This is a genomic window from Mesorhizobium sp. B2-4-17, from assembly GCF_006441275.1.
Lineage (GTDB): Bacteria > Pseudomonadota > Alphaproteobacteria > Rhizobiales > Rhizobiaceae > Mesorhizobium.
Genome location: NZ_VFUX01000015.1, coordinates 41318 through 67716 on the forward strand (window position 1 = coordinate 41318; position 26399 = coordinate 67716).

The following is a 26399-nucleotide window of genomic DNA, read 5'->3' on the forward strand; positions in this document are numbered from 1 at the left end:
CATTCGATCGTCCCCCGGGATCGCGTTCGGTGCAGTAACCGATTTGATGTTCCGGGCCATCTCCCTTTGATGCAATTCCAGGCGGAAAACCGTCTCATCCCTTTCCTGGAATTGCTGGCATCAGGGGACGCAAAACAGTTCGGAAACGCTCCCATGTCGCTGATCGACACCTTCTTCAACGCCGATGTCATTGCGTCCAGCCTGCCGGCGCTGCTGCGCGGCTTCCTGAACACGCTGCTGCTGGGACTGCTCAGCATCGGCATCGGCATCCCGATCGGCCTGGTGATCAGCCTGTTGCGGCTCTATGCGCCAAAGCCGCTGCAGTGGCTGGCGGTTGGCTATACCGACATCTTCCGCGCCTTGCCGGTGCTGGTCGTGCTGATCCTGATCTATTACGCGCTGCCTTTCCTCGGCATCCGGCTTTCGTCCTGGGCATCCGCCGTGACGGCGTTCGCCATCATCATGTCGGCCTATTCGGCGGAAGTGTTCCGGTCCGGCATAGAGAGCATTCCGCGCGGCCAGTTCGAGGCGTCGCAGGCGCTCGGCCTGCCGTTCCTTTTGACCTTGCGCAAGGTGGTGCTGCCGCAGGCGGTGCGCGTAGTCATCCCGCCGATGACCAGCAACTGCGTCTCGATGTTCAAGGACACTTCGCTCGCCTCGACCGTGGCGCTGCCGGAGCTGTTGAAGGAAGCGACCAACGCGCAATCGCTCTACGCCAACCCCTCACCGCTGATCGGCGCGGCGCTCGTCTATCTTATTTTCCTCTGGCCGATGGTGCGCCTCGTCAGCCTGCTCGAGCGCCGCTTCAAGACCGAAAAGTCGCGCTAATCGCCCCAATCCCATCTGCAAAGAACATTCGCAGGAGATAACCTTGAGCAATTCCCAATCCGCCAGCGGCGGCTTTCCCGTCGACACCATCCGCGCGATGTTCCCGGCATTGCAAAGAGCTGGCGACTTCATCTTCCTGGACAACGCCGCCGGCGCGCAGATCCCGCAAAGCGTGCTCGACGCGGTGACCAACCACTTGGTTTCGCACAATGTACAGCGCGGCGGCCGCTATGGCCGCAGCGTCACGGTCGACCAGTCGGTCGCCGATGCACGGACAAGCGTTGCGCTGCTGATCAACGCCTACAGCCCGGCGGAAATCTGCTTCGGCATGAACGCCACCTCGTTCATCCGCCTCGTCAGCCTCGGCATCGGCCAGATGCTGCAGGAGCGCGACGAGATCGTCGTCACCGATATGGACCATGACGCCAACATCGCCACCTGGCTGGCGCTGGAATCCGCCGGCGCAAAGTTCAAGTGGTGGCGCATGCGCGAGGATGGCAATCTGCATGTCGACGACCTCAAGCCGCTGGTTTCCGATCGCACCCGCCTTGTCGCCTGCACGGTGACGGCGCATTCGATCGGTTCGATTGTCGATGTCGCCTCGGTGGCCAAGATCGCCCACGCTGCCGGCGCCGAGGTGTTCCTCGACAGCGTGCATTACGGGCCGCATGGGCTGATCGACGTTCAGGCCTGGGACTGCGATTATCTCGTCTGCTCGGGCTACAAGAATTTCTCGCCGCATATGGGCTTCCTGTGGGGTCGCTTCGAGACGCTGAAGCGGTTGCCGACCTTCCGGGAGGACTTCATTCCGGACGAACCGCCCTACAAGGTCGAGGCCGGCACCTTCATATACGAGAACGTCTCCGGCATGGACGCGGCCGTGCAGTATCTGGAACTGATCGGACGCAACCTTGAGCCCTCGAACAGCCGCTCGCGGCGCGAAAACATCGTTGCTGGCATGGGCGCCATCCGCGACTACGAATTGGTGTTGGCGCGCGAAATGCTCGCCGTGCTCAAGGGCTGCGGCGCAACCATCTATGGCGTTGCCGACGAGGCCCGCATCAACGAACGCGTGCCGACCTTCTGCTTCAATATCGGCAGGCTGTCACCGCAGAAAATCGTCGAGGAAATGGCCGACATGCAGATCGGCATCCGCGACGGCCACATGTACGCGCCACGGCTGATGAAGCGCCTCAACCTGTCGATGGACAGCGGCGCGATCCGCGCCTCGCTGGTCCATTACAACACGGTCGAGGAAATCCACCGTTTCGGCGAGGCGCTGCGCGCCATTATCGCCAAGCTGTCGTAATCCCGGGAAATCGGGCTCTCCTTGAGGTCGTCATCCACGGGCGAAGCAAGGAGCGAAGCGACGCGGCGCAGACCCGAGGATCCATGCCGTAACATGCGAGCGATGCAACGGTGCAGTTCTGCTCAGTTGCACGTTGGGACGTAAGTAACGGCATGGATCCTAGGGTCTCCGCGCTGCTTCGCAGCGCTCCGCCCTAGGATGACGACGACGAACAGACCTCAGGCAGCCTTCTTCTTCGCTAGCCTCGCCTTGATGCTGGCCACGTCGGCGCGCGGGGTCGCGGCGAACAGGGTCTTGGTGTAGCTGTGCTTGGGGTCGGCGAAGACTTCGTCGCGCGAGCCGTATTCGACCGCCTCGCCCAGATACATCACCATGACATCGTCGGCGATGTAGCGCACGACGGACAGGTCGTGGCTGATGAAGACATAGGTCAGCTGGAATTCGTCCTGCAGGTCGGCGAGCAGATTGAGCACCTGCGCCTGCACCGACAAGTCTAGCGCCGAGACCGGCTCGTCCAGCACCAGCAGGCTTGGATTGAGCATCAGCGCGCGGGCAATGGCGATGCGCTGGCGCTGGCCACCCGAGAACATGTGCGGATAGCGGTTGTAGTGCTCGTGACCGAGACCGACCTTCTTCAGCATCTTCATGGCGAGGTCGCGCCGCTCCGCCGCCGATCTGTCGGTGTTGATCAGCAGCGGTTCGCCCAACACGTCGCCGATCTTCTGGCGCGGATTGAGAGAGCCGTAAGGATTCTGGAAGACGATCTGGACCTTGCGGCGCATCTCCCGGGTCAATCCACCTTTGGCGATGTCGACCTTCTTGCCGTCGATGAACAACTCGCCCGCTGTCGCCGGATCGATCAAGGTGATGATACGGGCAAGCGTCGACTTGCCGCTGCCGCTTTCGCCGACGATGGCCAGTGTCTTGCCCTTGTCCACGTTGAAGGAGACGCCCTTGACCGCATGCACGGTGCGTGGTCCGGTGAACAGGCCGCCGCCGACATGGTAGTCGCGCACGATGTTGTTGCCTTCGACGACCCTGGTCATGCTCTGGCTCCCGACGGGGCCGGCTCGAACATCACCTCGGAGACGGTCGGCAGCCGGTCGCCGACGGCGTTTTCCGGCAGCGCCGACAGCAGCGCGCGCGTGTAATTGCTTTTCGGCGATTCAAACAGCGACAGCACGTCGGCCTCTTCCATCTTGCGGCCCTTGTACTGGACGATGACGCGGTCGGCTGTCTCGGCAACCACGCCCATATTGTGGGTGATCATTATCAGGCCCATGCCGTACTTGGCCTGCAGCGAGACCAGCAGGTCCAGTATCTGCTTCTGGATGGTGACATCGAGCGCGGTGGTCGGCTCGTCGGCGATCAAAAGCTTCGGATTGCAGGCAATGGCGATCGCGATCATGATGCGCTGGCACTGGCCGCCCGACATCTGATGCGGGAAGGAACTCAACCGCAATTCCGGATCGGCGATGCCGACCAGCTTCATCAGTTCTATGGCGCGTGCGCGGCGCTGGGCGCGGTCCATACCCATGTGGAAGCGCAGCACTTCCTCGATCTGGAAACCGGCGGTAAAGCACGGATTGAGGCTGGCGATCGGCTCCTGGAAGATCATCGAGATGTCCTTGCCAATGATCTTGCGCCGCTCGGACGGGCTGAGCTTCAAGAGGTCGACACCGTCGAAGGCCATGCGGTCCGCCTTGACCGTCGCGGTGTTGGGAAGAAGCCCCATCACGGCCAGCATCGACACCGACTTGCCCGAACCGGATTCGCCGACGATCGCCAGCACCTCGCGCGGCTCGATCGAAAGGTCGATGCCTTGCACGGCCATGAACGGGCCGGCAGCGGTGTCGAAGGAAACGGTGAGGTTCTTGATCTCGAGCAAAGGCATGCTCACGACCTCTTCAGCTTGGGGTCGAGCGCGTCGCGCAGGCCGTCGCCGATCAGGTTGATGGCGAAGACGGTGATGAGGATGGCGAGGCCCGGGAAGGTCACCACCCACCAGGCGCGCAGGATGAACTCGCGCGCTTCGGCAAGCATGGTGCCCCATTCCGGAGTCGGCGGCTGCGCGCCCATGCCGAGGAAGCCAAGCGCGGCCGCCTCGAGGATGGCATTGGAGAAGGACAAAGTCGCCTGCACGATCAGCGGCGCAATGCAGTTGGGCAGGATGGTGACCAGCATCAGCCTGAGATGGCTGGCGCCGGCGACCTTGGCCGAGATCACATACTCACGGTTCTTCTCCGCCATCACGGCGGCGCGGGTCAGGCGCGCGAAATGCGGCTGCAGCACGAAGGCGATGGCGATCATGGCATTGACGAGGCCGGGGCCAAGCACCGCGACCAGCACCAGTGCCAGAAGCAGTGACGGGAAGGCCAGGATGATGTCCATGACGCGCATGATCAGCGTGTCGACCCAGCCCCGGCAATAGCCGGCAAGCAGACCGAGGATGACGCCGGAGATCAGCGCGGTGGTGACGACGACGAAGCCGATGGCAAGCGAGAAGCGCGAACCGTAGACCAGGCGCGAGAGGATGTCGCGGCCAACGGCATCGGTGCCAAGCAGGAACTGGGCGTTGCCGCCCGCCTGCCAGGCCGGCGGCGTCAGGAAGAAATCGCGGAACTGGTCGTCCGGCGAATGCGGGGCGAGCAGCGGCGCGAAGATGGCGATCAGGATCAGCAGCGCGAAGACGACGAGACCTATCACCGCGCCCTTGTTGATGGAGAAGTAATGCCAGAACTCGGCGAACATCTGCAGTCGCGCGTCCTGCGGTTTGACGACGGTCGCGGCTTCGATGGGGCCTTCATTGGTCATGTCAATTCGCCCGTATGCGCGGGTTGATGACGGCGTAGAGCACGTCGACGATGAGATTCACCGACATGACGATCAGCGCGATCAAAAGCAACCCGCCCTGCACGGTGAAATAGTCGCGCTTGGAAATGGCGTCGATCATCCATTTGCCGATGCCGGGCCAGGAGAAGATGCTCTCGGTCAGGATGGCACCGGTGAGCAGCGTGCCGACTTGGAGGCCGATGGTGGTGACGACCGGGATCAGCGCGTTGCGGAAGGCATGCAGGCCGATGACGCGGCGTGGCGCCAGGCCCTTGGCGCGCGCGGTGCGCACATAGTCTTCACCCAGCACTTCGAGCATCGCCGAGCGCGTCTGCCGGGCGATGACGGCGAGCGGTATGGTGCCGAGCACGATGGTCGGCAGGACGAGGTGCGACAGCGCCGAGCGGAAGGCGCCCTTCTGTCCGGAAATCAGAGAATCGATGGTCATGAAGCCGGTCACCGGCTTGAAGAAGTAGAGAAGGTCGATGCGGCCGGAGACCGGCGTCCAGTGCAGCATGCCGGAGAAGACGATGATCAGCAGCAACCCCCACCAGAAGATCGGCATGGAGTAGCCCGCAAGGGCCGTGCCCATGGTCAGCTGGTCGAACCAGGAGCCACGGCGGATCGCGGCGAAGATGCCGAAGGCGACACCGAAGACGACGGCAAAGATCATCGCGAAGATGGCGAGTTCGACCGTTGCCGGAAACCGCACCAGGAAATCCTTGAGCACCGGCGTCTTGGTGGAGAACGAAGTGCCGAAATCACCGCCGAGGATGTTGGTCAGATAGGTCAGATATTGTTGCCAGATCGGCTGGTCGAAACCGAACTGGTGCATCAGCGCCGTGTGACGTTCGGGCGACAGGCCACGTTCGCCCGCAAGCACCAGCACCGGATCACCGGGCAGGATGCGCACGAAGCCGAAGGCGAGGATGGTTATCCCGATGAAGGTCGGGATGATGAGGGCGAGCTTGCCGAGGATATAACGCAGCATGGCGGGCGAGGTGGGGCGGCACCCTGTGGCGCCGCCCCGTTTCGCGAACCTTATTCGGCGATATCGACGCCGTCAAAGCGATGGATGCCGAGCGGATCCATCGCAAAGCCGGTGACGGTCTTCTGCATCGGCATGAACACCTTCGAGTGGGCGAGCGTCGCCCAAGGTGCCTGCTCCTTGAAGATGACTTGTGCCTTTTCGTAGAGCTTGGTGCGCTCGGCCTGGTCGGAAACCGTCTTGGCCTTGTTGATGAGCGCGTCGAAGTCCTTGTTGCACCATTCCGCGCGGTTGTTCGAACCGACGGAAGCGCAGCTCAGGAGCACGCCGAGGAAGTTGTCCGGATCGCCATTGTCGCCGGTCCAGCCAACGATGACGGCGCCGTCGTGATCGACGGCGGAAGCGCGCTTGAGGTATTCGCCCCAGTCATAGCTGACGATGTTGACGGTGACGCCGACCTTGGCGAAGTCGGCCTGGATCAGCTCGGCGGTGCGGCGCGCGTTCGGCATATATGGGCGCGACACGGGCATCGCCCAGACGTTCATCTTGAGGTCCTTGACGCCGGCTTCCGCGAGCAGCTTCTTGGCCGCATCCGGATCGTACGGATCGTCCTTCACTTCCTTGTTGTAGGACCACATGGTCGGCGGAATCGGGTTGATAGCCACCTGGCCGGCGCCCTGGAACACGGCGTCGATAATGGCCTTCTTGTTGATGGCCATGTTGAGCGCCTTGCGGACGCGCACATCATCGAACGGCTTCTGCTGGGTGTTGTACATCAACGCGCCAACGTTGAGGCCTTCCTGCTCCGCGACCGTCAGGTTCGGATCAGCCTGCAGACCTTTGATGTCCGCCGGTGCCGGGTAGGACATGATGTTGCATTCGCCGGCCTTGAGCTTCTGCGCGCGCACCGCCGGATCGGTGGTGATGGCGAAGACCAGATCGTCGATCTTCTGCTTGCCGCCCCAGTAATCCGGATTGGCCTTGTAGCGGATGGCCGCATCGGTCTGATAGTCGACGAAGATGAACGGACCGGTGCCGACGGGCTTCTGGTTGAACAATTCAGGCGTCTTGTCCGCCTGCAGCTTGTCGGCATATTCCTTCGAGACGATGGAGGCGAAATCCATGCCCAGCGTTGGGATGAAGGTGATCGCCGGCTCCTTCAGGCTGAACTTCACCGTCAGGTCGTCGACCTTCTCCACCTTGGAGATGTTATCGCCGAACTGGTCATTGTAGTACTGGTAGGCGATGCCCGGAATGTACTGGAACCAGGGACCGTTCTTGTCGACCTGACGCTGGAAGGAGAACACCACATCGTCGGCGTTCAGGTCGCGCGTCGGCGTGAAATAGTCGGTGGGGGCGAACTTGACGCCCTTGCGCAGCTTGAAGGTGTATTCCTTGCCGTCGTCGGAGATCGTCCAGCTCTCGGCCAGGCCGGGCGAGATCGTGGTCTTGCCATGATCGAATTCGACGAGACGGTTGAAAACGGTACGCGAGGACGCATCGAACGTCTGTCCAGCGGTGTACGGCGCCGGGTCAAAACCTTCCGGCGAAGCTTCAGCGCAATAGACCAAGGTTTTCGCGTTGGCCACGCCCCCCAGGACGCTTGCAGCCAGCAACGCGGCTGCAAAAGTCAATTTCTTCTTCATTGAGCACTCCCTAGATGTTCTTCCAAGCCCCTCTATCAGGCTCGCGAAGCGCGCATATAAGCACCGTTTTTCCGGCTTTGGAACACCCCGCTTGCTTACCCGGCGGGAAGCAGGAAAAAAATCCGCGATTTCGCTAAACGGCAGAAAAAATTAGCAGTTCTTTCCATTCACGATATTATTAACGACCGCATTTTTTTATTGATCGGCGGTCTCCCGTGATATCGGCGCCGTGTGCGCCTTCGCCCGACCCGGATGTGGAAAGATAGCGGGTCCGAGTGTCGCCCGCGGGAAAGATTTTCGGCGGCAAATCTTTCGGGCGCCCTGCCGCAAGGGCAAGACTTGCACCGCCGCCGATAGAGGCAATACATAGATGGATATGCTGGCGGCAGCGGAGGATGTCTCTGTCAATTCGGAGGCCAGCGCGGCGCAGCTGGCAAGAGACGGGCGAACAAGAACTGTCGAGGAGGAACGGGTGGCAAAAGCATCGAAGGCGCCGGTGAAAGCGTCGGCCAAGGCAGCCGCGAAACCAACCGGCGCCGAGGGGCAAGGTAAAGCCGCCGCCAAAGCCGCGCCCGCCGAGACGGTAGCAAAGCCTGCCAGGAAGGCACCAGCGGCGAAAACGGCGGCGACGGCCAAGCGCGCCACCAAACCGGCGGTGAAACCCGCTCCGGCGAAGACCTCTTCGACAAAGGCTTCTCTCGCAAAGACCGCGGCGAACAAGTCCGGATCGTCGAAGGCTGCACCGCCGGCAGAGGCATCGATCCCGGCGCCGGCAGCCGGCCAGCGGCTGCCAAAGGCACTCACCGAGCTCGCCGCCGGCCTGCCGGACAAACCGTGGCTGAAAAGCTATCCGAAGAACATGCCGGCCGAGATCGGCCCCCTTCCCTACAGCTCCATCGGCGACTTCCTTGTCGCCGCCTGCAAGCAGTTTGCCGGCCAGCCGGCTTTCACCTGCATGGGCAAGTCCATCACCTATGCGGAACTCGAGCGGCTTTCGGCGGCTTTCGGCGCCTATCTGCAGTCGACGGGACTGCAGAAGGGCGCGCGCGTCGCGCTGATGATGCCGAACGTGCTGCAGTATCCGGTGGCGATGATGGCCGTGGCCCGCGCCGGTTACACGGTGGTGAACATCAATCCGCTCTACACGCCGCGTGAACTGGAACATCAGCTCAAGGATTCCGGGGCGCAGGCCATGGTCATCCTCGAAAACTTCGCCGGCACCTTGCAGGCCGTGGTCACGCGGACGGCGGTCAAGCACGTCGTCGTCGCCGCCATGGGCGACATGCTCGGCGGGCTGAAAGGCACGATCGTCAATCTGGTCGTACGCCGCGTCAAGAAAATGGTGCCGGCCTGGTCGCTGCCTGGCCATGTCAAGTTCAACGCCGCCCTCAAGGCTGGCAGCGGCATGAATTTCAAACCGGCCACGGTGGCCGCCAATGATATTGCCTTCCTGCAATATACCGGCGGCACCACGGGAATCTCGAAAGGCGCGATCCTGCTGCACAGCAATGTGCTGGCTAATGTCGCGCAGAATTCGCTGTGGGTGGAGGACGCCTACACGATCAAGCCGAAGCCCGCGCATCTCAACTTCGTCTGCGCCCTGCCGCTCTACCATATCTTCGCGCTGACGGTGAACGCGCTGATGGGCATGCAGCAAGGCGCCCAGAACATCCTCATTCCCAACCCGCGCGACATACCGGGTTTCGTCAAGGAACTCCGGAAATATCCGGTGCATATCTTTCCCGGCCTCAACACGCTGTTCAACGCGCTGCTCAACAATGAGGATTTCCGCAAGCTCGACTTCAAGCCGCTGATCCTGACGCTGGGCGGCGGCATGGCGGTCCAGAAGGGCGTCGCCGAACGCTGGAAGGCGCTGACCGGCTGTCCGGTCAGCGAAGGCTATGGTCTCTCGGAGACCTCCCCCGTGGCCACGGCCAACAAGTTCAGTTCCGGCGACTTCACCGGCACCATCGGCCTGCCGCTGCCCTCGACCGAGATCGCCATCCGCGACGATGACGGCAACAACGTGCCGCTGGTCGAGGTCGGCGAAATCTGCATACGGGGACCGCAAGTGATGGCCGGCTACTGGAACCGGCCGGACGAGACCGCCAGAGTGATGACCAAGGACGGTTTCTTCAAGTCGGGCGACATGGGCTTCATGGATGAGCGCGGCTATACCAAGATCGTCGACCGCAAGAAGGATATGATCCTCGTCTCCGGCTTCAACGTCTATCCGACGGAACTCGAGGAGGTCGTTGCGCTGCATCCAGGCGTGCTCGAGGTGGCGGCGATCGGCGTGCCGGACGAGCATTCCGGCGAAGTGCCGAAGCTGTTCATCGTCAAGAAGGATCCTGCCCTGACCGTCGAAGCCATCACCGCTTATTGCCGCGAGAACCTGACCGGCTACAAGCGGCCCAAATATATCGAGTTCAGGACCGAATTGCCGAAGACGCCGGTCGGCAAGATCCTGCGACGGGCGCTGCGCGGCTAGTGGGGGACGAACCCTCCGAAGAGACAACGCCGGCCTCAACCCTCGATCCGGCAGAGTTCATCAAGGCCAATTTGCGCCTCGCCCCTGTCCGCGCTCTTCCCGAAATCCGGCTTTACACGCCCCATCCAGGCAGCGGGCTTAGGCGGCTCGTAGGGCCGCACGACGATCTGGATGAGGACGCGCCGGAATCACAGGCGCCCTATTGGGCCTATGCCTGGGCCGGCGGCACGGTGCTGGCGCGCCATATACTCAATCATCCGCAGAGCGTGGCCGGACACCGTGTGCTCGACCTCGGTGCCGGCTCGGGCCTTGTCGGCATCGCCGCCGCGAAGGCCGGTGCCAGCGCGGTGATCGCCACCGAGATCGACCGCAACGGCGTTGCCGCGATCGGCCTCAATGCCGCGGCGAACGGTGTCGAGATCACCATCGTCGACAACGATATCACCAGGGGTCCGCCACCGACCGTCGACCTCGTGCTCGCAGGCGACGTGTTTTACGGCCGTGAGGTCGCCCTGCGGGTGACGCCTTTTCTCGACCGCTGTCTGGAAGCCGGCATCAATGTGCTGGTCGGCGACCCCCGCCGCATCGACCTGCCGCGGCACCGGCTGCGATTGCTCGCCGAATATCAAGTGCCGGATTTCGGTGACGCGAGGGCCACTGCCGCCAAGCCGAGTGGGGTGTTTTCCTTCGAGGCGGAATGTCGCTGAAACCCCAACTCGAATACAATCGCCCGAGTGAATAAGTTCCACCCCCTTGCAGACGATTCTATACAAGCTATAGTCCAATCATGGGGTATCGGCTCGATGTTGAAGCCTTGCTAGCCCCGTTTGAGCTTGATAAAAACACCCCCGATCGACCGCAATCTGTTTTCGAAGTTTCGCTCGCCCAGTCGAGGTTCCGGCAATCCGGAGCTTATGACCAACCCTGTCTGGGTACGGGCCGTTGAGCACCGTCTAACCGGTTACGGTCTGAACAAAGCGTTCCTCGGCCCACGCTCAGAAGATGTAGGGCCATGCTGGAGCTTCAGCCGGTACGGACGCACTGAAACACGGCTGCCAGACGGCCGCCTTGTCAGGATCGGCGGCGAATATGAAGATTCTTACGACCCAGATTTCTACATTTACAATGATGTGATCGTGAGTGATGCCGACGGACGCATCGAGATTTTCGGCTATTCGGATAAGATCTTTCCGCCCACCGATTTTCACACGGCAAATCTCATCGACGCCCGAATAATTGTAATCGGCAACCTGTCCTATCCGTATATTCGGGCTGACAAGGCGCAAGTGCTCGTGTTGGACACAACAAGCTATGGCATCAGCCGCCTCGAAACCACGGGCGAGGCTCCGCCATGGATACACAAGCACTCTTCACAGCTTGTTGAAAATGGTGGTGCGATCCTGGTTCGCGGCGGCCTCCTCATCGGGCCAAGGTGGCCTGCTGTGATCGAGAACATCGACGACTGGCGCCTGGATATCACTGCGGGCCGCTGGGAACGCCTCACCAAGCGGCGCTGGCCGCGATTTTCATTCGTTCGGGCTGATGGCTTGCCTAACCATCTCCATTGGCTTCGCCGCCTTCTTTCGGATCAAAAATGGGGGAAAAGCGAAAACAGAAGCAGCTTTCTAGCCGAGCGCCTTAGCGAACTTGGCCCTAACCCTCGGATAGACCTGATTGAAACATTGTACGCGCCCGAGCTTCCACACTTGAATATCCCTGAAATCGCGGACCAGCATGGCGTCCATCGTCTGTGTGTCGAGGGCGTCGCAGTGCGCTATGTCGAGGGCTGGCACGATATCCGGTTGACGGTCGAAGGTGTTCTTCCAGACCAGACCGTCGAAATAATCCGCCTCGATCTATTGACCAAACTGGCCGCGATCGAGAATGCGACCATCGATTGCGTCCGCCTGATAGTCGACTAGTGCCTAGGAGAAACTACTTATACCCGTTCGGCCATTGGTGACAAATCCCAGATTGATTGCGCTTTGCCCCGCCTACCGATCAAACAGTCTCCCTGACCCGCGCCGAAAGGAAGTCCGGCAGATCGGCAACCGAATCCAGGATGATGTCGGCAATCTCGGCGAGCGACTCGCGTGTGCCGGTGCCGGAGAGCACGCCGACCGCCAGACCACAGGCACCGGCGCGTGCCATTTCGAGATCGTGCCTGTTGTCGCCGACCATGGCGATTTCCGCCGGCTTCAGGCCGGTGAGGTCGCAAAAAGCCTGGATGGTGTCGGGCGCGGGCTTGGGACTGGCCACAGCGTCATAGCCATAGGCGGCGTCGAAAAGCTGGGCGACACCGAGCGTGACCAGAGTCTTTTCCGCGCCGCTGGTCGAATCATTGGTGGCGACCCCAAGCCTGTAGGACCTCCCGTGCAGAACGCCGAGCGTCTCGACGATGCCCGGCAGCGCCACGGCCATCGCCGAACCCTGTACCGATGTGATCTCGTTGAAACGGGCAACGGCCAGCATCTGGTCCTCGTTGGACAGGCGCGGAAACCAGAGTTCGACGACGTCGAGATTGGTGCCGGAGGCAAAGATCGAGTCGGGCTTGAAGCGCCGGTTGGTGAAATCGAAGCCGGCCGCCGCGAGCAGCCTGTCGGCCTTCCAGCGATCGCCGTCGGATGCATCCATGGCCATGAAATCGGCGACGCCGAGCCAGGTCGCATTGAAGTCGACAAGTGTCCCGTCCTTGTCGAACAATATCCCCTTGATGTCTGCCAAGTCAGTCACTCCGAACCACGCAATTGGTGGATGCGTTCCACAAGGCCCCTGGTCGAGGCGTCCCGATTCGCGGCGCTTTCCTTGCCTTCCACGACAGGCAGCAGGCCGGTGGCCAGTTCCTTGCCGAGTTCGACGCCCCACTGGTCGAAGGAGTTGATGTTGAAGAGCGTGCCCTCGACGAAGACCCGGTGCTCGTAGAGCGCGATCAGCCGGCCGAAAGTGCGCGGGTCGAGCTTGCGATAGAGAATGGTCACCGAAGGCCGGTTGCCGGAGAAGACGCGATGCGGCGCTATTCTGTCGACATCGGCCGGTTTCATGCCCTTGGCCAGCATCTGCGCGCGCGCCTCCTCCAGGGTGCGGCCCTTCATCAGAGCCTCCGACTGCGCCAAGCAATTGGCGAGCAGCAGGTCATGCTGATGCTTGAGGTCAGGCTCGTGACCGACGGCCGCGGCGAGGAACTCGACCGGGATGAAGTCGGTGCCCTGATGCAGGAGTTGGAAGAAAGCGTGCTGGCCATTGGTGCCGGGCTCGCCCCAGACCAGCGGCCCGGTCGGCGTCGGCACTGGAGTGCCGTCAAGGGTGACGCCCTTGCCGTTCGATTCCATATCGAGTTGCTGCAGATAGGCTGGCAGCCTGGACAGGCGCTGGTCGTAGGGGATGACCGCGCGGGCCGGATAGCCGCAGATCACGCGATGCCACCAGCCGACCAGCCCCAGAAGCGCCGGCAGGTTGCTGGCCAGCGGCGCGGTGCGGAAGTGCTCGTCCATCTCGTGCGCGCCGTCGAGGAAGGCGCGAAAATTTGTCGGACCGATGGCGATCATGACCGGCAGGCCGATGGCGCCCCAGACCGAATAGCGGCCGCCGACCCAATCCCAGAAGCCGAAGACGCGATCCGATTCGATACCGAACTTGGCCACCAGGTCGAGCGCCGTCGAAACGGCGGCGAAATGCTTGCCGACCGCTTCCTTGCCAAGTGCCTTCTGCACCCAGTCGCGCGCCGTCTGCGCATTGGTCATCGTCTCGACGGTGGTGAAGGTCTTGGAGGCGATGATGAACAGCGTGGTTTCGGCTGACAGACCCTTCAGCGTGTCATGAATGTGGGCGCCGTCGATGTTGGAGACATAATGCGCGCGCGGACCGTCATGATAGGGGGCGAGCGCCAGCGTCGCCATGGCCGGGCCGAGGTCGGAGCCGCCGATGCCGATGTTGACGATGTCGGTGATCTTCTTGCCGGTGGCGCCGGTCGCCTTGCCGGAGCGGACGGCATCGGCGAAGGCTCCCATCGCATCGAGCACGGAAATAACATCCGCCTTGACGTCCTGGCCATCCACCGTAACGCCCTTGCCGCTGAGGTTGCGTAGCGCCGTATGCAGCACGGCGCGGTCCTCGGTGATGTTGATCTTCTTGCCGGCGAACATGGCTGCGCGGCGGCCTTCGAGATCGGCGGCGCCGGCGAGTTTTTCCAGCAGATCCATGGTGGTGGCGTCGACGGCGCATTTCGACCAGTCGAGCAGCAGGTCGCCGTCGGTGGCGGAAAATGTCGCGAATCGCTGGGGATCGGAGGCGAAGGCCTGGCGCATCGAGGAAGGCGCCGCGGCGCGATGATCGCGCAAGGCGGCGAGCTGTTTCTGGAAGGCTGACTGATCCACTGGCGGAGGCTCCTGGCGTTTTTCGACGCACCATATCAGACCGGATGTTTCCGGCGCGTGTCGTCGCGGCAAAACTATTGAGCCGAATTCAATCCGGTCAATACGCGGCGACGACACTTTCTGTCACGCGGTGAGGACATAATGTGTCACCAGCCACGTGACAGCACCTCCTTCGGCCGAAGGATCACTGGCATAAATCCCAAAGATCAGAAAAATTGATTGGCGCAACCCCTTGTGCCACCGTTACATTCGACTGGTCCAGCCAAGTGAAAAAAGCTGGCCATCGAGGAACATCTCCCATGCCACAGAGAAACGACACGGCGATATGGTCCGGCTTGTTCCGGATTTCGGCTGAATCCGGCCAGACCCTGCAGGCGCAGATCCGCCAAGCCATCGTGGCCGCCATTCTCGACCGTCAGATCGCCGCTTCGATGCCGCTTCCTTCCTGCCGGATCCTGGCCGAGAAACTCGGCGTGGCGCGCGGAACCGTGGTGCTGGCCTTCCAGCAGCTCGTCGACCAGGGTTTCCTGGTGGCGCGCGAGCGGCGCGGCCATTTCGTCAATCCCGACGTGCTGGCGACCCCCGCCAAGCCGCACCAGAAGGCGCCCGACCAGGCCAACGAGATCGACTGGAAGGCACGCCGGCAAATCGCGGCCAGCGACATGCCGCCGCCGGCCAAGCACGAGAACTGGATCAAGTCGTCCTACCCCTTCGTCTACGGCCAGTTCGACCCGGCGCTGTTCCCGACCGCCGAATGGCGCGAATGCAACCGCATGGCGCTGGCCGTGCTCGAGATCCGCAACTGGGCGTCCGACATGGTCGATCGCGACGATCCGCTGCTGATCGAGCAGATCCAGGCGCGGCTGCTGCCCAGGCGCGGCATCTTCGCCAATCCCGACGAGATCATCGTCACGCTCGGCGCCCAGAACGCGCTCTACATGCTGGCGTCGCTTTTGATGACCAAGGGATCGAAAGTGGCGATGGAAGATCCTGGCTACCCCGACGCGCGCTCGATCTTCAGGCTTGCCGGGGCCGATATCCAGCCGGTGCCGGTCGACCAGTCCGGTATCGTAACCTCTTCTATTCCCAATGATTCCGGGTTCGTGTTCGTCACGCCCAGCCATCACTGCCCGACCATGGTGCCGTTGTCGGCGGAGCGCCGGCAGGACCTTCTGGCGCGCGCCAACCGGCACAACCAGATCATCATCGAGGACGGCTATGACAGCCAGCTTCTCGATGAGGCGCCGCAGCAGGCGCTGAAGAGCCTCGATCGTTCCGGCCGCGTCGTCTATGTCGGCTCGATGTCGAAGACACTGGCTCCGGGCCTGCGGCTTGGCTACATCGTGGCCTCGGCTGGACTGATCGCGGAACTCAGGGCGTTGCGCCGCTTCATGCTGCGCCATCCGCCGGCCAACAACCAGCGCGCCGTGGCACTGTTCCTGTCGCTCGGCCATCACGAAGCGCTGGTGCGGCGGCTGTCCTCCGCCTTCGACGAACGGCGCAAGCGTCTGGTCCATGCGATTTCCGCTTTCCTGCCGGAATGGCGTTCGACCGACTCGGCCGGCGGCACGTCGCTTTGGCTGGAGGGGCCGCGGGGTACCGATTCCCGCGGCCTGGCCGAGGCCGCCGCCTCGCGCAGCGTCATCATCGAGCCGGGCGACCGCTTCTTCGACCGCACCGAAAAGCCTTCGCGCTTCATGCGGTTGGGCATCTCCTCAATCGCACTGCAGCACATCGAGCCCGGCATCCGTGAACTCGCCACGGCCGCCGGACGCAGGCCCGCCGCCGCCTGATCCCCTCCTACGGGAACCGCTAGCGGCGGCTTCGGCTCCCTTTAGCCCTGGCATACTCAACCGGATTGGCTGGCTCATAGGCTGTGCCAATGCCGGCGGCATAGTCGTGGCACAAAGGGGAAGAAGCAGCCGATGGTGGACCAACCGCTGCCCTGCTTCCAGGAAAGGTGGAGTGCTCCATGTCAGTGGTTCTTGAAAAGCAGGACGCGGCGGATCAACGGTCGCGCCGTTCCGGCGGACGCGAAGCGCGCCGCGCCATGCGGGCGGCGCCCTTGGCCGACGACATCAGGCCGGTGCGCGCCGGCCTCGAGGGCGGCAGCTACGGCCCCCTGCGCGGCAATGACCGCGAGCGTATCCACGAGGCTGTGCTGACGCTGCTGGAGACGGTCGGCTTCGCCAATGCCATTCCCTCCTGCATCGAGGCGCTGACCACGGCAGGCGCCACCTATGGCGACGATGGCCGCATCCGTTTCCCCCGCGCGCTGGTGCTCGATACGATCAAGAAGGCGGCACGGAATTTCACCTTGCACGGCCAGGACCCAAAACACGACATGGTGATCCAGGGCAAGCGCGTGCACTACGGCACGGCGGGTGCCGCCGTCCATCTGGTCGATGTCGAGAAGCGCGAATATCGCGAGTCGCTGCTGCAGGACATCTATGACGCAGCCCGCATCGTCGAGGGGCTCGACAACATCCATTTCTTCCAGCGGCCGATGGTGCCGCGCGACATTCCCGATCCGCTCGAGATGGATTTCAACACGCTCTATGCCTGCGTGATGGGCACATCCAAGCATGTCGGCACCTCGTTCACCGTGCGCGAGAACGTCCAGCCGGCACTGGAAATGCTTTATGCCATCGCCGGCGGCGAGGAGAATTTCCGCGCCAGGCCGTTCGTGTCGAACTCCAACTGCTTCGTCGTGCCGCCGATGAAGTTCGCCGAGGACGCCTGCGGCGTGCTCGAAGCCTGTGTCGAGGGCGGCATCCCGATCCTGCTGCTGTCGGCCGGACAGGCAGGCGCCACCGCGCCGGCGGCGATCGCGGGCGCCGTGGTGCAGGCGGTGGCCGAAGTGCTGGCAGGCCTTGTCTATGTCAACGCCATCAAGCCGGGGCATCCGGCGATCTTCGGCACCTGGCCGTTCGTATCGGATCTGAGGACAGGCGCCATGTCGGGCGGCTCTGCCGAACAGGCGGTCTTGACTGCTGCTTGCGCGCAGATGGCGCAGTTCTATGACCTGCCGGGCGGTTCGGCGGCCGGCATGACGGATTCGAAACTGCCCGATATCCAGTCCGGCTATGAAAAGGGCATCACCGATGTGATGGCCGGCCTTGCCGGGCTCAACCTCGTCTATGAATCGGCCGGCATGCACGCCTCGCTGCTCGGCTTCTGCCTGGAAAGCCTGATCATCGACAATGACATGCTCGGCCATTGCCTGCGCTGCGTGCGCGGCATCGAGGTGACCGACGAGGCGCTGTCGATCGACACCATCGCTGATGTCTGCCTCAGGGGTCCAGGCCACTATCTCGGCAACGAACAGACGCTGCGGCTGATGCAGACCGAATATTTCTATCCAGCCGTCGGCGACCGGTTTTCGCCGAAGGAATGGAACGAGAAGGGCCGGCCCGACATCCTGCAGCGGGCGATCATCGAGAAGAAGCGCGTCCTTGCCGAGCGTTTCCCGCGCCATGTGCCGAAGATGCTCGACGACAGACTACGCGCCCGCTTCGGCGACATGATCAAGCTGCCGCGCGCCAATATGGGCGGGTAGCGCCTCCGCTCGCCCAATAGTCCAAATCAATCCGCACCCAGCCCATAGCGCTCGATTACCTCGGCGTTGATCAGCTTGGCGTGCAGCGTCATCAGCACGATCTGGGCATCGAAACTGTCGCCGGCCTCGACCGCCGCCTCGATCCGGCGCTCTACCTCGTCCCGCAGTTGAGGGCCATGGGAGCGCTCGAATGCTTCCGGCCCGGCAATGCAATAGCTGAACAGCCGCGCCACTTCTGGGTAGGCCTGTGGCGGCGGTTCGTCGGACCAGCGATCCTTCATCAGATTGACGAGGGTGAGTTTCACACCCTCCGGCACGAGGGCGGGGTGGAGGTCGGCGCCGCGCAAGGCCGCATCGAGCTGCCTCAGGTCTCCCGACCGTCCGAACATTCCGAGGAAGCCGAGGGAAGAGCGTCGTTGCGCCATGATTGTCCAATCCGCTCCCAACCATTTAGGTGGTTGGCCAAAGGAATACAAAGTCAGCGCACGGCACGGACCAAGCCTGCGGCGCGGCTGAGATCGCTCCGCCTATATCGCGCCGCTGGCGAAGCCGTAGAGCACTCCAAGCACCGAGCAGACAGCCAATACCGGCAGCATGCCAACCTTGAAGCGGAAGACGGCCAGCAATGCCCCCAGCGTCAGGACCAGCGAGGGGATGTTGATTGAACTCAGCACCGGCACGTCGACGTTCATGCCGAAACCTTGCCTTTCATGCAGCTCGCGAAACAGCACGTGGAGCCCAAACCACACCGCCAGGTTCAGGATCACGCCGACGACGGCGGCGGTGATCGTCGCGAGCGAGGCGGACAACGCCTTGTTGCTTCGCAATTTCTCGATGTAGGGGGCGCCGAGAAAGATCCAGAGAAAGCACGGCGTAAAGGTGACCCACGTCGTCAAAAGGCCAGCCAGGGTTCCGGCAACGAGCGGATGAAGCGTGCCGGGCGCGCGAAACGCACCCATGAAACCGACGAACTGCGTAACCATGATCAAAGGGCCAGGCGTGGTCTCGGCCATGCCGAGGCCATCGAGCATCTCGCCAGGCTTGAGCCAGCCATAGGTCGTGACGGCCTGCTGCGCGACATAGGCGAGCACCGCATAGGCGCCGCCGAAGGTCACCACGGCCATCTTCGAGAAGAAGATGGCGATGGCGGTAAAGACGTTCCCGGGCCCGAACGCCGCCAACAGGCCGAGGACGGGCGTGAACCACAGCACCAGAAACACGGCGGCGATTTTGAGCGACCAGCCAAGGGTCGGCCTGGAATGGACTGGTGTGTCTTCGCCCAGCGCCGTGCCGGCATCGGCAACCTGCTGGCCGCTGACCTTGCCATGCCCGTTGCCGGCCATGAACGGCGCCAGTTCCGACCGCCCGCCGATGAAGCCAATCACCGCGGCCGTCAATATGATCAGCGGAAACGGCATGCGGAAGAAGAAGATCGCGATAAAGGCGGCGGCGGCGAGCGCCACCATGACGTTGTTCCTGAGCGCCCGCTTGCCGACCCGGACCACAGCTTCAAGTACGATGGCCAGCACAGCGGCTTTCAATCCAAAGAACAGAGCCTGGACCACGCCGATATTGCCGAAGATTGCGTAGATCCAGCTCAGCGCCATGATGGCAACGACGCCAGGCAGCACGAACAGGATACCAGCGATGAGCCCGCCCTTGGTCTTGTGCAGCAGCCAGCCGATATAGATCGCAAGTTGCTGAGCCTCGGGGCCTGGCAGCAGCATGCAGTAGTTCAGCGCATGCAGGAACCGCATCTCGCCGATCCAGCGTTTCTCCTCGACGAGGATACGGTGCATCACTGCGATCTGCCCCGCCGGACCGCCAAAACTTAGTGCCGCGACCCGCGCCCAAACGCGGACGGCTTCGCTGAACGGAATGCCATGAGCCGGCGTGCCGGAAAGTCTCGCCGGCGTCGCCTTGATGCTCTCGGCCTTGTTCATCGGCTCGTCCCCGTTTGTTTGTCCGCGCCTGCACCGGGCCAGTTGTGCGTCTCCTCGGTGGCGTCGCGACACCAACGAAAGAACGCATCGTAGAAAGGCATGCCTGCTTCCAGCTGTTCCAGATCGTCCCGAAACATGCGCGACAGGCCAAGCGAAGCGGCCAGAAAGCCGGCAGCCTGGGGTACCAGGTCGAGTCTCGCGGTGTCGGCGGCGCGCACGATCAAGGCAAGGCGATCGAGCGCCTCGGATTCCAGCCCGAACTCCTCGATCATCGTGTCGAAAGTGCAGCGTTCGCCGCGATGGCTCCAGAACACATTGTCGATGTCGAACGGCACGGCGTGAAAGCGGTCGGCCACATCACGCACTTCGGCCGCTTCGACAAACAGGAACACCGCGTGAGGGTCGACGAAACGCCGGATCAACCAGGGGCAGGCGATACGGTCGACCTTCGGGCGAGCCCGTGTCACCCACACCGTGCGGCCCTTTTCGTGGCGCGGGGGCAACTTGTCGGTGCGGACCAGAAGCCCCTTCGCTTCGCGCCAGGCTTCGAAGCCGCCTTCGAGGGTTTCGGCGGAAATACTCTCATGCCGCAGCCATGCGGCCACACCTTGCGAGAGTTTCCGGCCTTTCTGGCAGACGACCACCACCGGCTTGCCGGCGAAATCGGGCGCCCAGGTCGAAACGGTTTTGAAATCGCGCCGGCTCGAAGCCGGCAGCAGGCGCGGATCGGCGTCGAAATCTTCATCGGTGCGGACATCGACGATTTCGGGCGCGCCCGGCAGACCGACGAGACGGGACAGTTGCGGAACGGTGATAGCGGTTGTTGACGGCATGGCGTCCACCTCCTGATAGAGAAGCCTGGACGCGAACGTTGGGCTGACGCCTCACGGGGTCGTCGCGATTCACCCCTTACCCCGATGGTGGATTTGTTGGGCGCGCTTGTCAAGGATGGCCAGCGGCGGCGTGATCAGGATCAAGCCGCCGCTGTCGCGGATGCAAACAATCAGTGATTGTCGCGGGGAATGCCCATTGTATGCGCGACGTCCTGGTATTTCACGGCCGGCTTCAGCACCATGCCACCTGAGAACTGGTCGACCATGCCGCGCTGGATCTCCTGCCATGGCGTCTGGTGCTTCGGATAGTGGTAGCCGCCATTGTTCTGCAGTTCGGCGCGGCGCCGCGCGATCTCGTCATCGGTGACGAGAATGTCGGCGGTGCCCTTCCTGAGATCGATGCGGACCCGGTCGCCGGTCTTGAGCAGGGCCAGCCCACCGCCGACCGCGGCCTCGGGCGAGGCGTTCAGGATCGATGGCGAGCCCGACGTGCCGGACTGGCGGCCGTCGCCGATGCAGGCCAGCGAATGGATGCCCTTCTTGATCAGATAGGCCGGCGGCTGCATGTTGACGACTTCGGCGCCGCCGGGATAGCCGACCGGACCGGCGCCGCGCATGAACAGGATCGTGTGCTCATCGATGCCTTGCGCCGGATCGTCGATGCGGGCGTGATAGTCCTCCGGCCCGTCGAAAACCATGGCGTTGCCCTCGAAGGCTTCCGGATCGTTCGGATTGGACAGGTAGCGCTCGCGGAACTCCGGCGAGATGCCGCTCATCTTCATGATCGCCGAATCGAACAGATTGCCCTTGAAGTTGATGAAGCCGGCATTGGCCTTGAGCGGCTTGTCGACGCTGCGGATGACATCAGGATTCTCGTTGACGGCGCCCTGGCAATTGTCGCCGATGGTCTTGCCGTTGGCGGTCATGGCGTCGGGATGCGGCAGACGCCCAGCTTTCATGAGTTCGGCCACCACCGCCGGCACGCCGCCGGCATGATGATAGTCCTCGCCAAGATATTCCCCCGACGGCTGCAGGTTGACGATGAGCGGCACGTTGAGGCCGATTTTCTGCCAGTCATCATTGTCGAGCGGCACGCCGAGATGGCGGGCAATGGCGTTGAGATGGATCGGCGCGTTGGTGGAGCCGCCGATGGCCGAATTGACGACGATGGCGTTCTCGAAGGCCTTGCGCGTCATGATGTCGGAGGGCTTCAGATCCTCGTGCACCATGTCGACGATGCGTTTGCCCGTCTCATGGGCGATCTGGCCACGCTCACGGTAGGGCGCCGGGATGGCGGCCGAGCCCGGCAGTTGCATGCCGAGCGCCTCGGCCAGCGAATTCATCGTGGTCGCCGTGCCCATGGTGTTGCAGTAGCCGGTGGAGGGCGCCGAGGAGGCGACGATGTCCATGAACTCGTCGTAGTCGATCTCGCCGGCCGACAGGCGCTGGCGCGACTCCCAGACGATGGTGCCGGAACCGGTGCGCTTGCCCTTGTGCCAGCCATTGAGCATCGGGCCAACCGACAGCGCGATGGCCGGGATGTTGACGGTGGCCGCCGCCATAAGGAGCGCTGGAGTCGTCTTGTCACAGCCGATGGTCAGCACGACGCCGTCGAGCGGATAGCCGTAGAGCACCTCGACGAGGCTGAGATAGGCGAGGTTGCGGTCAAGCGCCGCGGTCGGGCGCTTGCCGGTCTCCTGGATCGGATGGCAGGGGAATTCGAAGGGAATGCCGCCCATCGAGACGATACCTTCGCGCACGCGCTTGGCAAGCTCGATATGGTGGCGGTTGCAAGGTGAAAGATCCGAGCCGGTCTGGGCGATGCCGATCAGCGGCTTGCCCGACATCAGTTCGGCGCGCGTCAGCCCGTAATTCAGGTAACGCTCCAGATAGAGCGCCGTCATTCCCGGGTTATCGGGGTTGTCGAACCACTCCTGCGAGCGAAATTTTTTCTTGTGTGTGGGGGCGCCAGCCATCATGGTCTCCGTATTTGTATGACAAATCGATATGACAACGCGCGGATGCAGGCAAGGGGCACGCGTGATCTGAATCCGGACTTTGGTGCGATAGACTTGTATCCGGCCGCGCGCTAGGACCAATCGGCATCAGCAATCCGGGAGGTCTTGATGGCTTTGGTGATCGAAGGCGAGGAGCGCATTGCCGCACCCGTCCAGAAAGTTTGGGAGGCTCTGAACGATCCGGCGGTGCTGAAGGAGAGCATTCCCGGCTGCCAGAGCCTGGAGAAGAAATCGGACACCGAGTTGACGGCGACGGTCGTGTTGAAGATCGGGCCGATCAAGGCGACCTTCAACGGCGAAGTGACGCTGAAAAACCTGAAGCCGCCACATGCCTACACCATTCAGGGCGAAGGCAAGGGCGGCGTTGCCGGCTTCGCCAAGGGCGGCGCCGACGTGACGCTGACCGAGGATGGGCCGGACGCCACCGTCCTGAAATACGCGGCCAAGGCCGATGTCGGCGGCAAGATCGCCCAGCTCGGCAGCCGGCTGATCGCGTCGACATCGAAGAAACTGGCTGGGCAATTCTTTTCCAACTTTGGGGAGAAAGTGGGCGCGCCTTAGTTGCGGCTCGCTTGTAGGCCCCTAGCTATTTAGGGCCGGCGCCGCCCATCATTGCCCTGCCGGGCATTTCTGCCCGTATAGTGGCGGGGGGAAAGAAGCCCGCGCCGACGGTTCCGCCAATCACCGGCATGGCAGGTTAGGCGCCGAGGTTGAGGCCAGGTCTCTTCTCCCCGTCACTATACGGGGAGAAGGTGCCGGCAGGCGGATGAGGGGCGGCGCCAACCAAGCAGAAAACTACTCAAACACGATGCTTGGCACCGCCGCTTCCGCAGCACCCCGTTCCTCGTTGACCCGGTCCCAGACCTTGGCGGCGATATCGCGGTAGATTTTCGCCTCGGCGCCATCGGCCTTCGAGACAACCACCGGCGCACCGGCATCCGAGCTTTCGCGGATGCCCATTTCCAGCGGCACCTCGCCGAGGAAGGTGACGCCGAGCCGCTCGGCCTCGCGGCGCGCGCCGCCATGGCCGAAGATGTCGTAGCGTTTGCCGGTATCCGGGGCGATGAAGTAGCTCATGTTCTCGACGATGCCGAGCAGCGGCACGTCGACTTTCCTGAACATGTTCAGTCCTTTGCGGGCATCGATCAGCGCCAGGTCCTGAGGCGTGGAAACGATGACGGCGCCGGCCAGCGGCACCTGCTGCGCCATGGTCAATTGGGCGTCGCCGGTGCCGGGCGGCATATCGACGACGAGCACGTCTAGCCGCCCCCATTCGACCTCGCGCAGCATCTGCGTCAGCGCCGACATCACCATCGGGCCGCGCCAGATCATCGGCGTCTCCTCGTCGACGAGGAAGCCCATCGACATCACCTTGAGGCCGTAATTCTCCATCGGTTTCAGGGTCTTGCCGTCAATCGTCTGCGGCCGGCCGTGGATGTTGAGGAGCCTCGGCATCGACGGGCCATAAATGTCGGCATCGAGCACGCCGACCCGCAGGCCGTTGGCGGCGAGGCCAAGCGCCAGGTTGACGGCGGTGGTCGACTTGCCGACGCCGCCCTTGCCCGAGGCAACCGCGATGATCGCCTCGATGCCGGGCACGCCGCGCTTGCCCTGGCTGTGCGAGGCGGGGGCATGCGGCACAGGACGTTGAGGCGCTGCCGGTGGCGTTGGCCTTGGCGCCTGGCGCTGCGGGACCGGCGCTTCCATGCCGCCGCCCTTCTTCTCGGCGGTCAGCGCTACGACCGCGCCGGCGACCCCCGGAATGGCTTTCACAACCCGCTCGGCAGCGGCGCGCAACGGCTCCATTTCCTGCGCACGGGCGGCCGGAACCGTGATCGAGAAGAACACTTTCGAATCGGCGATGAATATCTCGGACACCATGCCGAGGTCGACGATGTTGCCGGTGAAATCCGGCCCGTTGACCGTCTTCAGGCGCTCGACGACGATTTCCTTGGTTACGGCCATGATCTTTCCCTTGGCGTTTGCCGGTTCAGATAATGCAGTTTCCCGACAGAACCAAGCTGCATCGGCCTGCCCTGAAAAAGATAGAGGCACATCGCCGCATCCATCCACCGCGTTCTCCGCCGGGCGGCCGGACAAATCGGCATGTGACCGTCGTCAACAGGCCATGCAGCGCTATTTCGATGATCGGCATGAGAACGACAATCAGGAAAGGAGACGGTCATGCTCGAAAACAGCAACGCGACGGCCAATCTCGCGGTGAAGGATTTGGCAAAAGCGAAGGCCTTTTATGAGGGAACGCTTGGCCTCAAACAGGTCGACGACATGGAAGGCGAACTGGTCGTGTACAAGAGCGGCGGCACCCTCATCAACGTCTATCATTCGCAATTCGCCGGCACCAACAAGGCGACGGCGGTCACCTGGACTGTCGGCGACCAGATCGAGCCGATCGTCAAGTCGCTGAAATCGAAAGGTGTCGCCTTCGAACACTACGAGATGCCCGGCCTGTCGCTCGAAGGCGACATCCATGTCGGCCACGGCATGAAGGTTGCCTGGTTCAAGGATCCTGACGGCAACATCCTGAACCTCGTGGACAAATAGCGATGGCCACGCAGCAACAGCCATCCCCTGCCTGGCGGCGGGATTGTGTCGTTGTGACGCCGGCACCATCTGGCGCAGCCGTCCTGCGCCCGATAGCTTGCGTCGATGATCGACAAGCTGGAATTCTTTATCGCGTTGGCCAAGGAGGAGCATTTCGGCCGGGCGGCTGAAGTGTGCGGCGTCACCCAGCCGACCTTGTCGGCCGGCATCAAGCAGTTGGAAGGCCAGCTTGGCGTGATGCTGGTGCTGCGCGGCTCGCGCTTCCAGGGCCTGACGCCGGAAGGCAAGCAGGTGCTGGTGTGGGCGCGCCGCATCGTCGGCGACTCAAGAACCATGCGCGAGGAGATGCGGGCGGCGCGCTACGGCCTTTCCGGACGCATCCGCATTGCCGCCATCCCCACGGCCCTTGCCATGGTGGCACGGCTGACGACACCGTTTCGGGCCAAGCACCCCGGCGTCACCTTTTCGGTGCTGTCGCGCACATCGATCGAGGTGCTGTCGCTACTCGGCAATTTCGACATCGACGCCGGCATCACCTATCTCGACAACGAGCCGCTTGGACGGGTGACCAGCGTGCCGCTCTACGACGAGCGCTATCAGCTGATCACGGCGGTCGGGAATCCTTATTTCGACCGCGACAAAGTGACATGGGCGGAGCTCAGCAGCCTGCCGCTCTGCCTCTTGACGCCGGATATGCAGAACCGCCGCATCATCGACCAGCATCTGGCCGAGGCCGGGGTGCAGGTGCGGCCGACGCTCGAATCCAACTCGATGATCGTGCTGTTCTCGCATATCCGCACCGGCAAATGGTCGTCGATCATGCCGCTCAACTTGGCGGAAACGTTCGGCTTCTCCGAGCCGATCCGGGCCATTCCGATCGTCGAGCCCGATGCCAGCCACACGGTCGGCCTGGTGGCGGCGCCGCGTGAGCCGCACACGCCGCTGGTGCAGGCGCTGCTGGACGAGGCGATGGCGCTGGCGGACGATTTCCGCGCACATCGCTAGGGTAGAGAATGG

The 26399-nt window shown here is 62.8% G+C and carries 22 protein-coding genes; 10 read left to right on the top strand and 12 right to left on the bottom strand.

Going from position 1 to position 26399, the window contains the following annotated elements:
- Positions 1–153: 153 nt before the first annotated feature.
- Both FJ548_RS13770 and FJ548_RS13775 read left to right on the top strand, forming a co-directional pair.
- A complete protein-coding gene (locus FJ548_RS13770) occupies positions 154–828 on the top strand; it encodes an amino acid ABC transporter permease (RefSeq protein WP_140766485.1) in 675 nt (224 codons plus the stop codon).
- Positions 829–871: 43 nt separating this feature from the next.
- Positions 872–2137, top strand: coding sequence for a cysteine desulfurase-like protein (locus FJ548_RS13775; RefSeq protein WP_181168790.1), 1266 nt, complete (start codon positions 872–874; stop codon positions 2135–2137).
- Positions 2138–2355: 218 nt separating this feature from the next.
- Here FJ548_RS13775 and FJ548_RS13780 read toward each other — a convergent pair whose 3' ends face one another.
- The 5 genes from FJ548_RS13780 to FJ548_RS13800 form a co-directional block, all read right to left on the bottom strand.
- Positions 2356–3183: a dipeptide ABC transporter ATP-binding protein gene (locus FJ548_RS13780; protein ID WP_140778122.1), complete on the bottom strand. Its 828-nt coding sequence runs from the start codon at positions 3181–3183 to the stop codon at positions 2356–2358.
- On the bottom strand, positions 3180–4031 hold the full coding sequence (locus FJ548_RS13785) for an ABC transporter ATP-binding protein (RefSeq protein ID WP_140612760.1): 852 nt from the start codon (positions 4029–4031) through the stop codon (positions 3180–3182). Before FJ548_RS13785 ends, FJ548_RS13780 begins: the two co-directional genes overlap by 4 nt.
- Before the next feature lie 2 nt (positions 4032–4033).
- A complete protein-coding gene (locus FJ548_RS13790) occupies positions 4034–4888 on the bottom strand; it encodes an ABC transporter permease subunit (RefSeq protein ID WP_210240615.1) in 855 nt (284 codons plus the stop codon).
- Between the two features lie 64 nt (positions 4889–4952).
- Complete coding sequence (locus FJ548_RS13795; RefSeq protein ID WP_140612748.1) at positions 4953–5960, bottom strand: ABC transporter permease subunit; 1008 nt, start codon at positions 5958–5960, stop codon at positions 4953–4955.
- A 50-nt stretch (positions 5961–6010) separates the two neighbouring features.
- A complete protein-coding gene (locus tag FJ548_RS13800) occupies positions 6011–7603 on the bottom strand; it encodes an ABC transporter substrate-binding protein (RefSeq protein WP_140612747.1) in 1593 nt (530 codons plus the stop codon).
- A 472-nt stretch (positions 7604–8075) separates the two neighbouring features.
- Here FJ548_RS13800 and FJ548_RS13805 point away from each other — a divergent pair, with 472 nt between their 5' ends.
- From FJ548_RS13805 to FJ548_RS13815, 3 genes are all read left to right on the top strand, one after another.
- On the top strand, positions 8076–10094 hold the full coding sequence (locus tag FJ548_RS13805; protein WP_140778124.1) for a long-chain fatty acid--CoA ligase: 2019 nt from the start codon (positions 8076–8078) through the stop codon (positions 10092–10094).
- Positions 10094–10801, top strand: coding sequence for a methyltransferase (locus tag FJ548_RS13810; RefSeq protein WP_140778125.1), 708 nt, complete (start codon positions 10094–10096; stop codon positions 10799–10801). The genes FJ548_RS13805 and FJ548_RS13810 overlap by 1 nt, the downstream gene beginning before the upstream one ends.
- Before the next feature lie 207 nt (positions 10802–11008).
- Entirely contained in the window at positions 11009–12016 is a 1008-nt protein-coding gene (locus tag FJ548_RS13815) for a hypothetical protein (protein ID WP_140778126.1), read from the top strand.
- 79 nt (positions 12017–12095) lie between these two features.
- Here the strand turns inward: FJ548_RS13815 and FJ548_RS13820 are convergent, their stop codons facing one another.
- Positions 12096–12818, bottom strand: a complete 723-nt coding sequence (locus FJ548_RS13820; RefSeq protein WP_140612745.1) for an HAD family hydrolase — start codon at positions 12816–12818, stop codon at positions 12096–12098.
- Positions 12819–12823: 5 nt separating this feature from the next.
- The gene (pgi, locus tag FJ548_RS13825; RefSeq protein ID WP_140612744.1) at positions 12824–14467 is read right to left on the bottom strand and encodes a glucose-6-phosphate isomerase; all 1644 of its coding nucleotides are present in this window, start codon (positions 14465–14467) and stop codon (positions 12824–12826) included.
- Between the two features lie 299 nt (positions 14468–14766).
- Here pgi and FJ548_RS13830 point away from each other — a divergent pair, with 299 nt between their 5' ends.
- Positions 14767–16260, top strand: coding sequence for a PLP-dependent aminotransferase family protein (locus FJ548_RS13830; RefSeq protein ID WP_140691141.1), 1494 nt, complete (start codon positions 14767–14769; stop codon positions 16258–16260).
- A 179-nt stretch (positions 16261–16439) separates the two neighbouring features.
- On the top strand, positions 16440–18026 hold the full coding sequence (locus FJ548_RS13835) for a trimethylamine methyltransferase family protein (protein ID WP_140612742.1): 1587 nt from the start codon (positions 16440–16442) through the stop codon (positions 18024–18026).
- Positions 18027–18052: 26 nt separating this feature from the next.
- Here the strand turns inward: FJ548_RS13835 and FJ548_RS13840 are convergent, their stop codons facing one another.
- The 4 genes from FJ548_RS13840 to FJ548_RS13855 form a co-directional block, all read right to left on the bottom strand.
- Complete coding sequence (locus FJ548_RS13840) at positions 18053–18451, bottom strand: hypothetical protein (RefSeq protein WP_140691137.1); 399 nt, start codon at positions 18449–18451, stop codon at positions 18053–18055.
- A gap of 102 nt (positions 18452–18553) precedes the next feature.
- Positions 18554–19969 carry a chromate efflux transporter gene (chrA, locus tag FJ548_RS13845; RefSeq protein WP_140691134.1) on the bottom strand — a complete coding sequence of 472 codons (1416 nt, stop codon included), beginning with the start codon at positions 19967–19969 and terminating at the stop codon, positions 18554–18556.
- The gene (locus FJ548_RS13850; RefSeq protein WP_140691131.1) at positions 19966–20802 is read right to left on the bottom strand and encodes a chromate resistance protein ChrB domain-containing protein; all 837 of its coding nucleotides are present in this window, start codon (positions 20800–20802) and stop codon (positions 19966–19968) included. Before FJ548_RS13850 ends, chrA begins: the two co-directional genes overlap by 4 nt.
- 170 nt (positions 20803–20972) lie before the next feature.
- Positions 20973–22778 (bottom strand): IlvD/Edd family dehydratase, encoded by a 1806-nt coding sequence (locus FJ548_RS13855; RefSeq protein ID WP_140778127.1) that lies wholly within the window; start codon positions 22776–22778, stop codon positions 20973–20975.
- 150 nt (positions 22779–22928) lie between these two features.
- Between FJ548_RS13855 and FJ548_RS13860 the strand changes: the two genes are divergently transcribed.
- Positions 22929–23381 (top strand): carbon monoxide dehydrogenase subunit G, encoded by a 453-nt coding sequence (locus tag FJ548_RS13860; protein ID WP_140612737.1) that lies wholly within the window; start codon positions 22929–22931, stop codon positions 23379–23381.
- A 234-nt stretch (positions 23382–23615) separates the two neighbouring features.
- Here the strand turns inward: FJ548_RS13860 and FJ548_RS13870 are convergent, their stop codons facing one another.
- Complete coding sequence (locus FJ548_RS13870) at positions 23616–24788, bottom strand: Mrp/NBP35 family ATP-binding protein (protein ID WP_246671602.1); 1173 nt, start codon at positions 24786–24788, stop codon at positions 23616–23618.
- Between the two features lie 216 nt (positions 24789–25004).
- On the opposite strand from FJ548_RS13870, the gene FJ548_RS13875 reads away from it, so the two are divergent.
- Positions 25005–25382, top strand: a complete 378-nt coding sequence (locus tag FJ548_RS13875) for a VOC family protein (protein ID WP_140612735.1) — start codon at positions 25005–25007, stop codon at positions 25380–25382.
- Positions 25383–25487: 105 nt separating this feature from the next.
- Positions 25488–26387 carry a LysR family transcriptional regulator gene (locus FJ548_RS13880; protein WP_140612734.1) on the top strand — a complete coding sequence of 300 codons (900 nt, stop codon included), beginning with the start codon at positions 25488–25490 and terminating at the stop codon, positions 26385–26387.
- Positions 26388–26399 lie beyond the last annotated feature (12 nt).

Coding starts and splice junctions, on each gene's coding strand:
- FJ548_RS13770 (WP_140766485.1), top strand. CDS start 154: ATGTCGCTGATCGACACCTTCTTCAACGCCGATGTCATTGCGTCCAGC.
- FJ548_RS13780 (WP_140778122.1), bottom strand. CDS start 3,183: ATGACCAGGGTCGTCGAAGGCAACAACATCGTGCGCGACTACCATGTC.
- FJ548_RS13785 (WP_140612760.1), bottom strand. CDS start 4,031: ATGCCTTTGCTCGAGATCAAGAACCTCACCGTTTCCTTCGACACCGCT.
- FJ548_RS13790 (WP_210240615.1), bottom strand. CDS start 4,888: ATGTTCGCCGAGTTCTGGCATTACTTCTCCATCAACAAGGGCGCGGTG.
- FJ548_RS13795 (WP_140612748.1), bottom strand. CDS start 5,960: ATGCTGCGTTATATCCTCGGCAAGCTCGCCCTCATCATCCCGACCTTC.
- FJ548_RS13800 (WP_140612747.1), bottom strand. CDS start 7,603: ATGAAGAAGAAATTGACTTTTGCAGCCGCGTTGCTGGCTGCAAGCGTC.
- FJ548_RS13815 (WP_140778126.1), top strand. CDS start 11,009: ATGACCAACCCTGTCTGGGTACGGGCCGTTGAGCACCGTCTAACCGGT.
- FJ548_RS13830 (WP_140691141.1), top strand. CDS start 14,767: ATGCCACAGAGAAACGACACGGCGATATGGTCCGGCTTGTTCCGGATT.
- FJ548_RS13835 (WP_140612742.1), top strand. CDS start 16,440: ATGTCAGTGGTTCTTGAAAAGCAGGACGCGGCGGATCAACGGTCGCGC.
- FJ548_RS13840 (WP_140691137.1), bottom strand. CDS start 18,451: ATGGCGCAACGACGCTCTTCCCTCGGCTTCCTCGGAATGTTCGGACGG.
- chrA (WP_140691134.1), bottom strand. CDS start 19,969: ATGAACAAGGCCGAGAGCATCAAGGCGACGCCGGCGAGACTTTCCGGC.
- FJ548_RS13850 (WP_140691131.1), bottom strand. CDS start 20,802: ATGCCGTCAACAACCGCTATCACCGTTCCGCAACTGTCCCGTCTCGTC.
- FJ548_RS13855 (WP_140778127.1), bottom strand. CDS start 22,778: ATGGCTGGCGCCCCCACACACAAGAAAAAATTTCGCTCGCAGGAGTGG.
- FJ548_RS13860 (WP_140612737.1), top strand. CDS start 22,929: ATGGCTTTGGTGATCGAAGGCGAGGAGCGCATTGCCGCACCCGTCCAG.
- FJ548_RS13875 (WP_140612735.1), top strand. CDS start 25,005: ATGCTCGAAAACAGCAACGCGACGGCCAATCTCGCGGTGAAGGATTTG.
- FJ548_RS13880 (WP_140612734.1), top strand. CDS start 25,488: ATGATCGACAAGCTGGAATTCTTTATCGCGTTGGCCAAGGAGGAGCAT.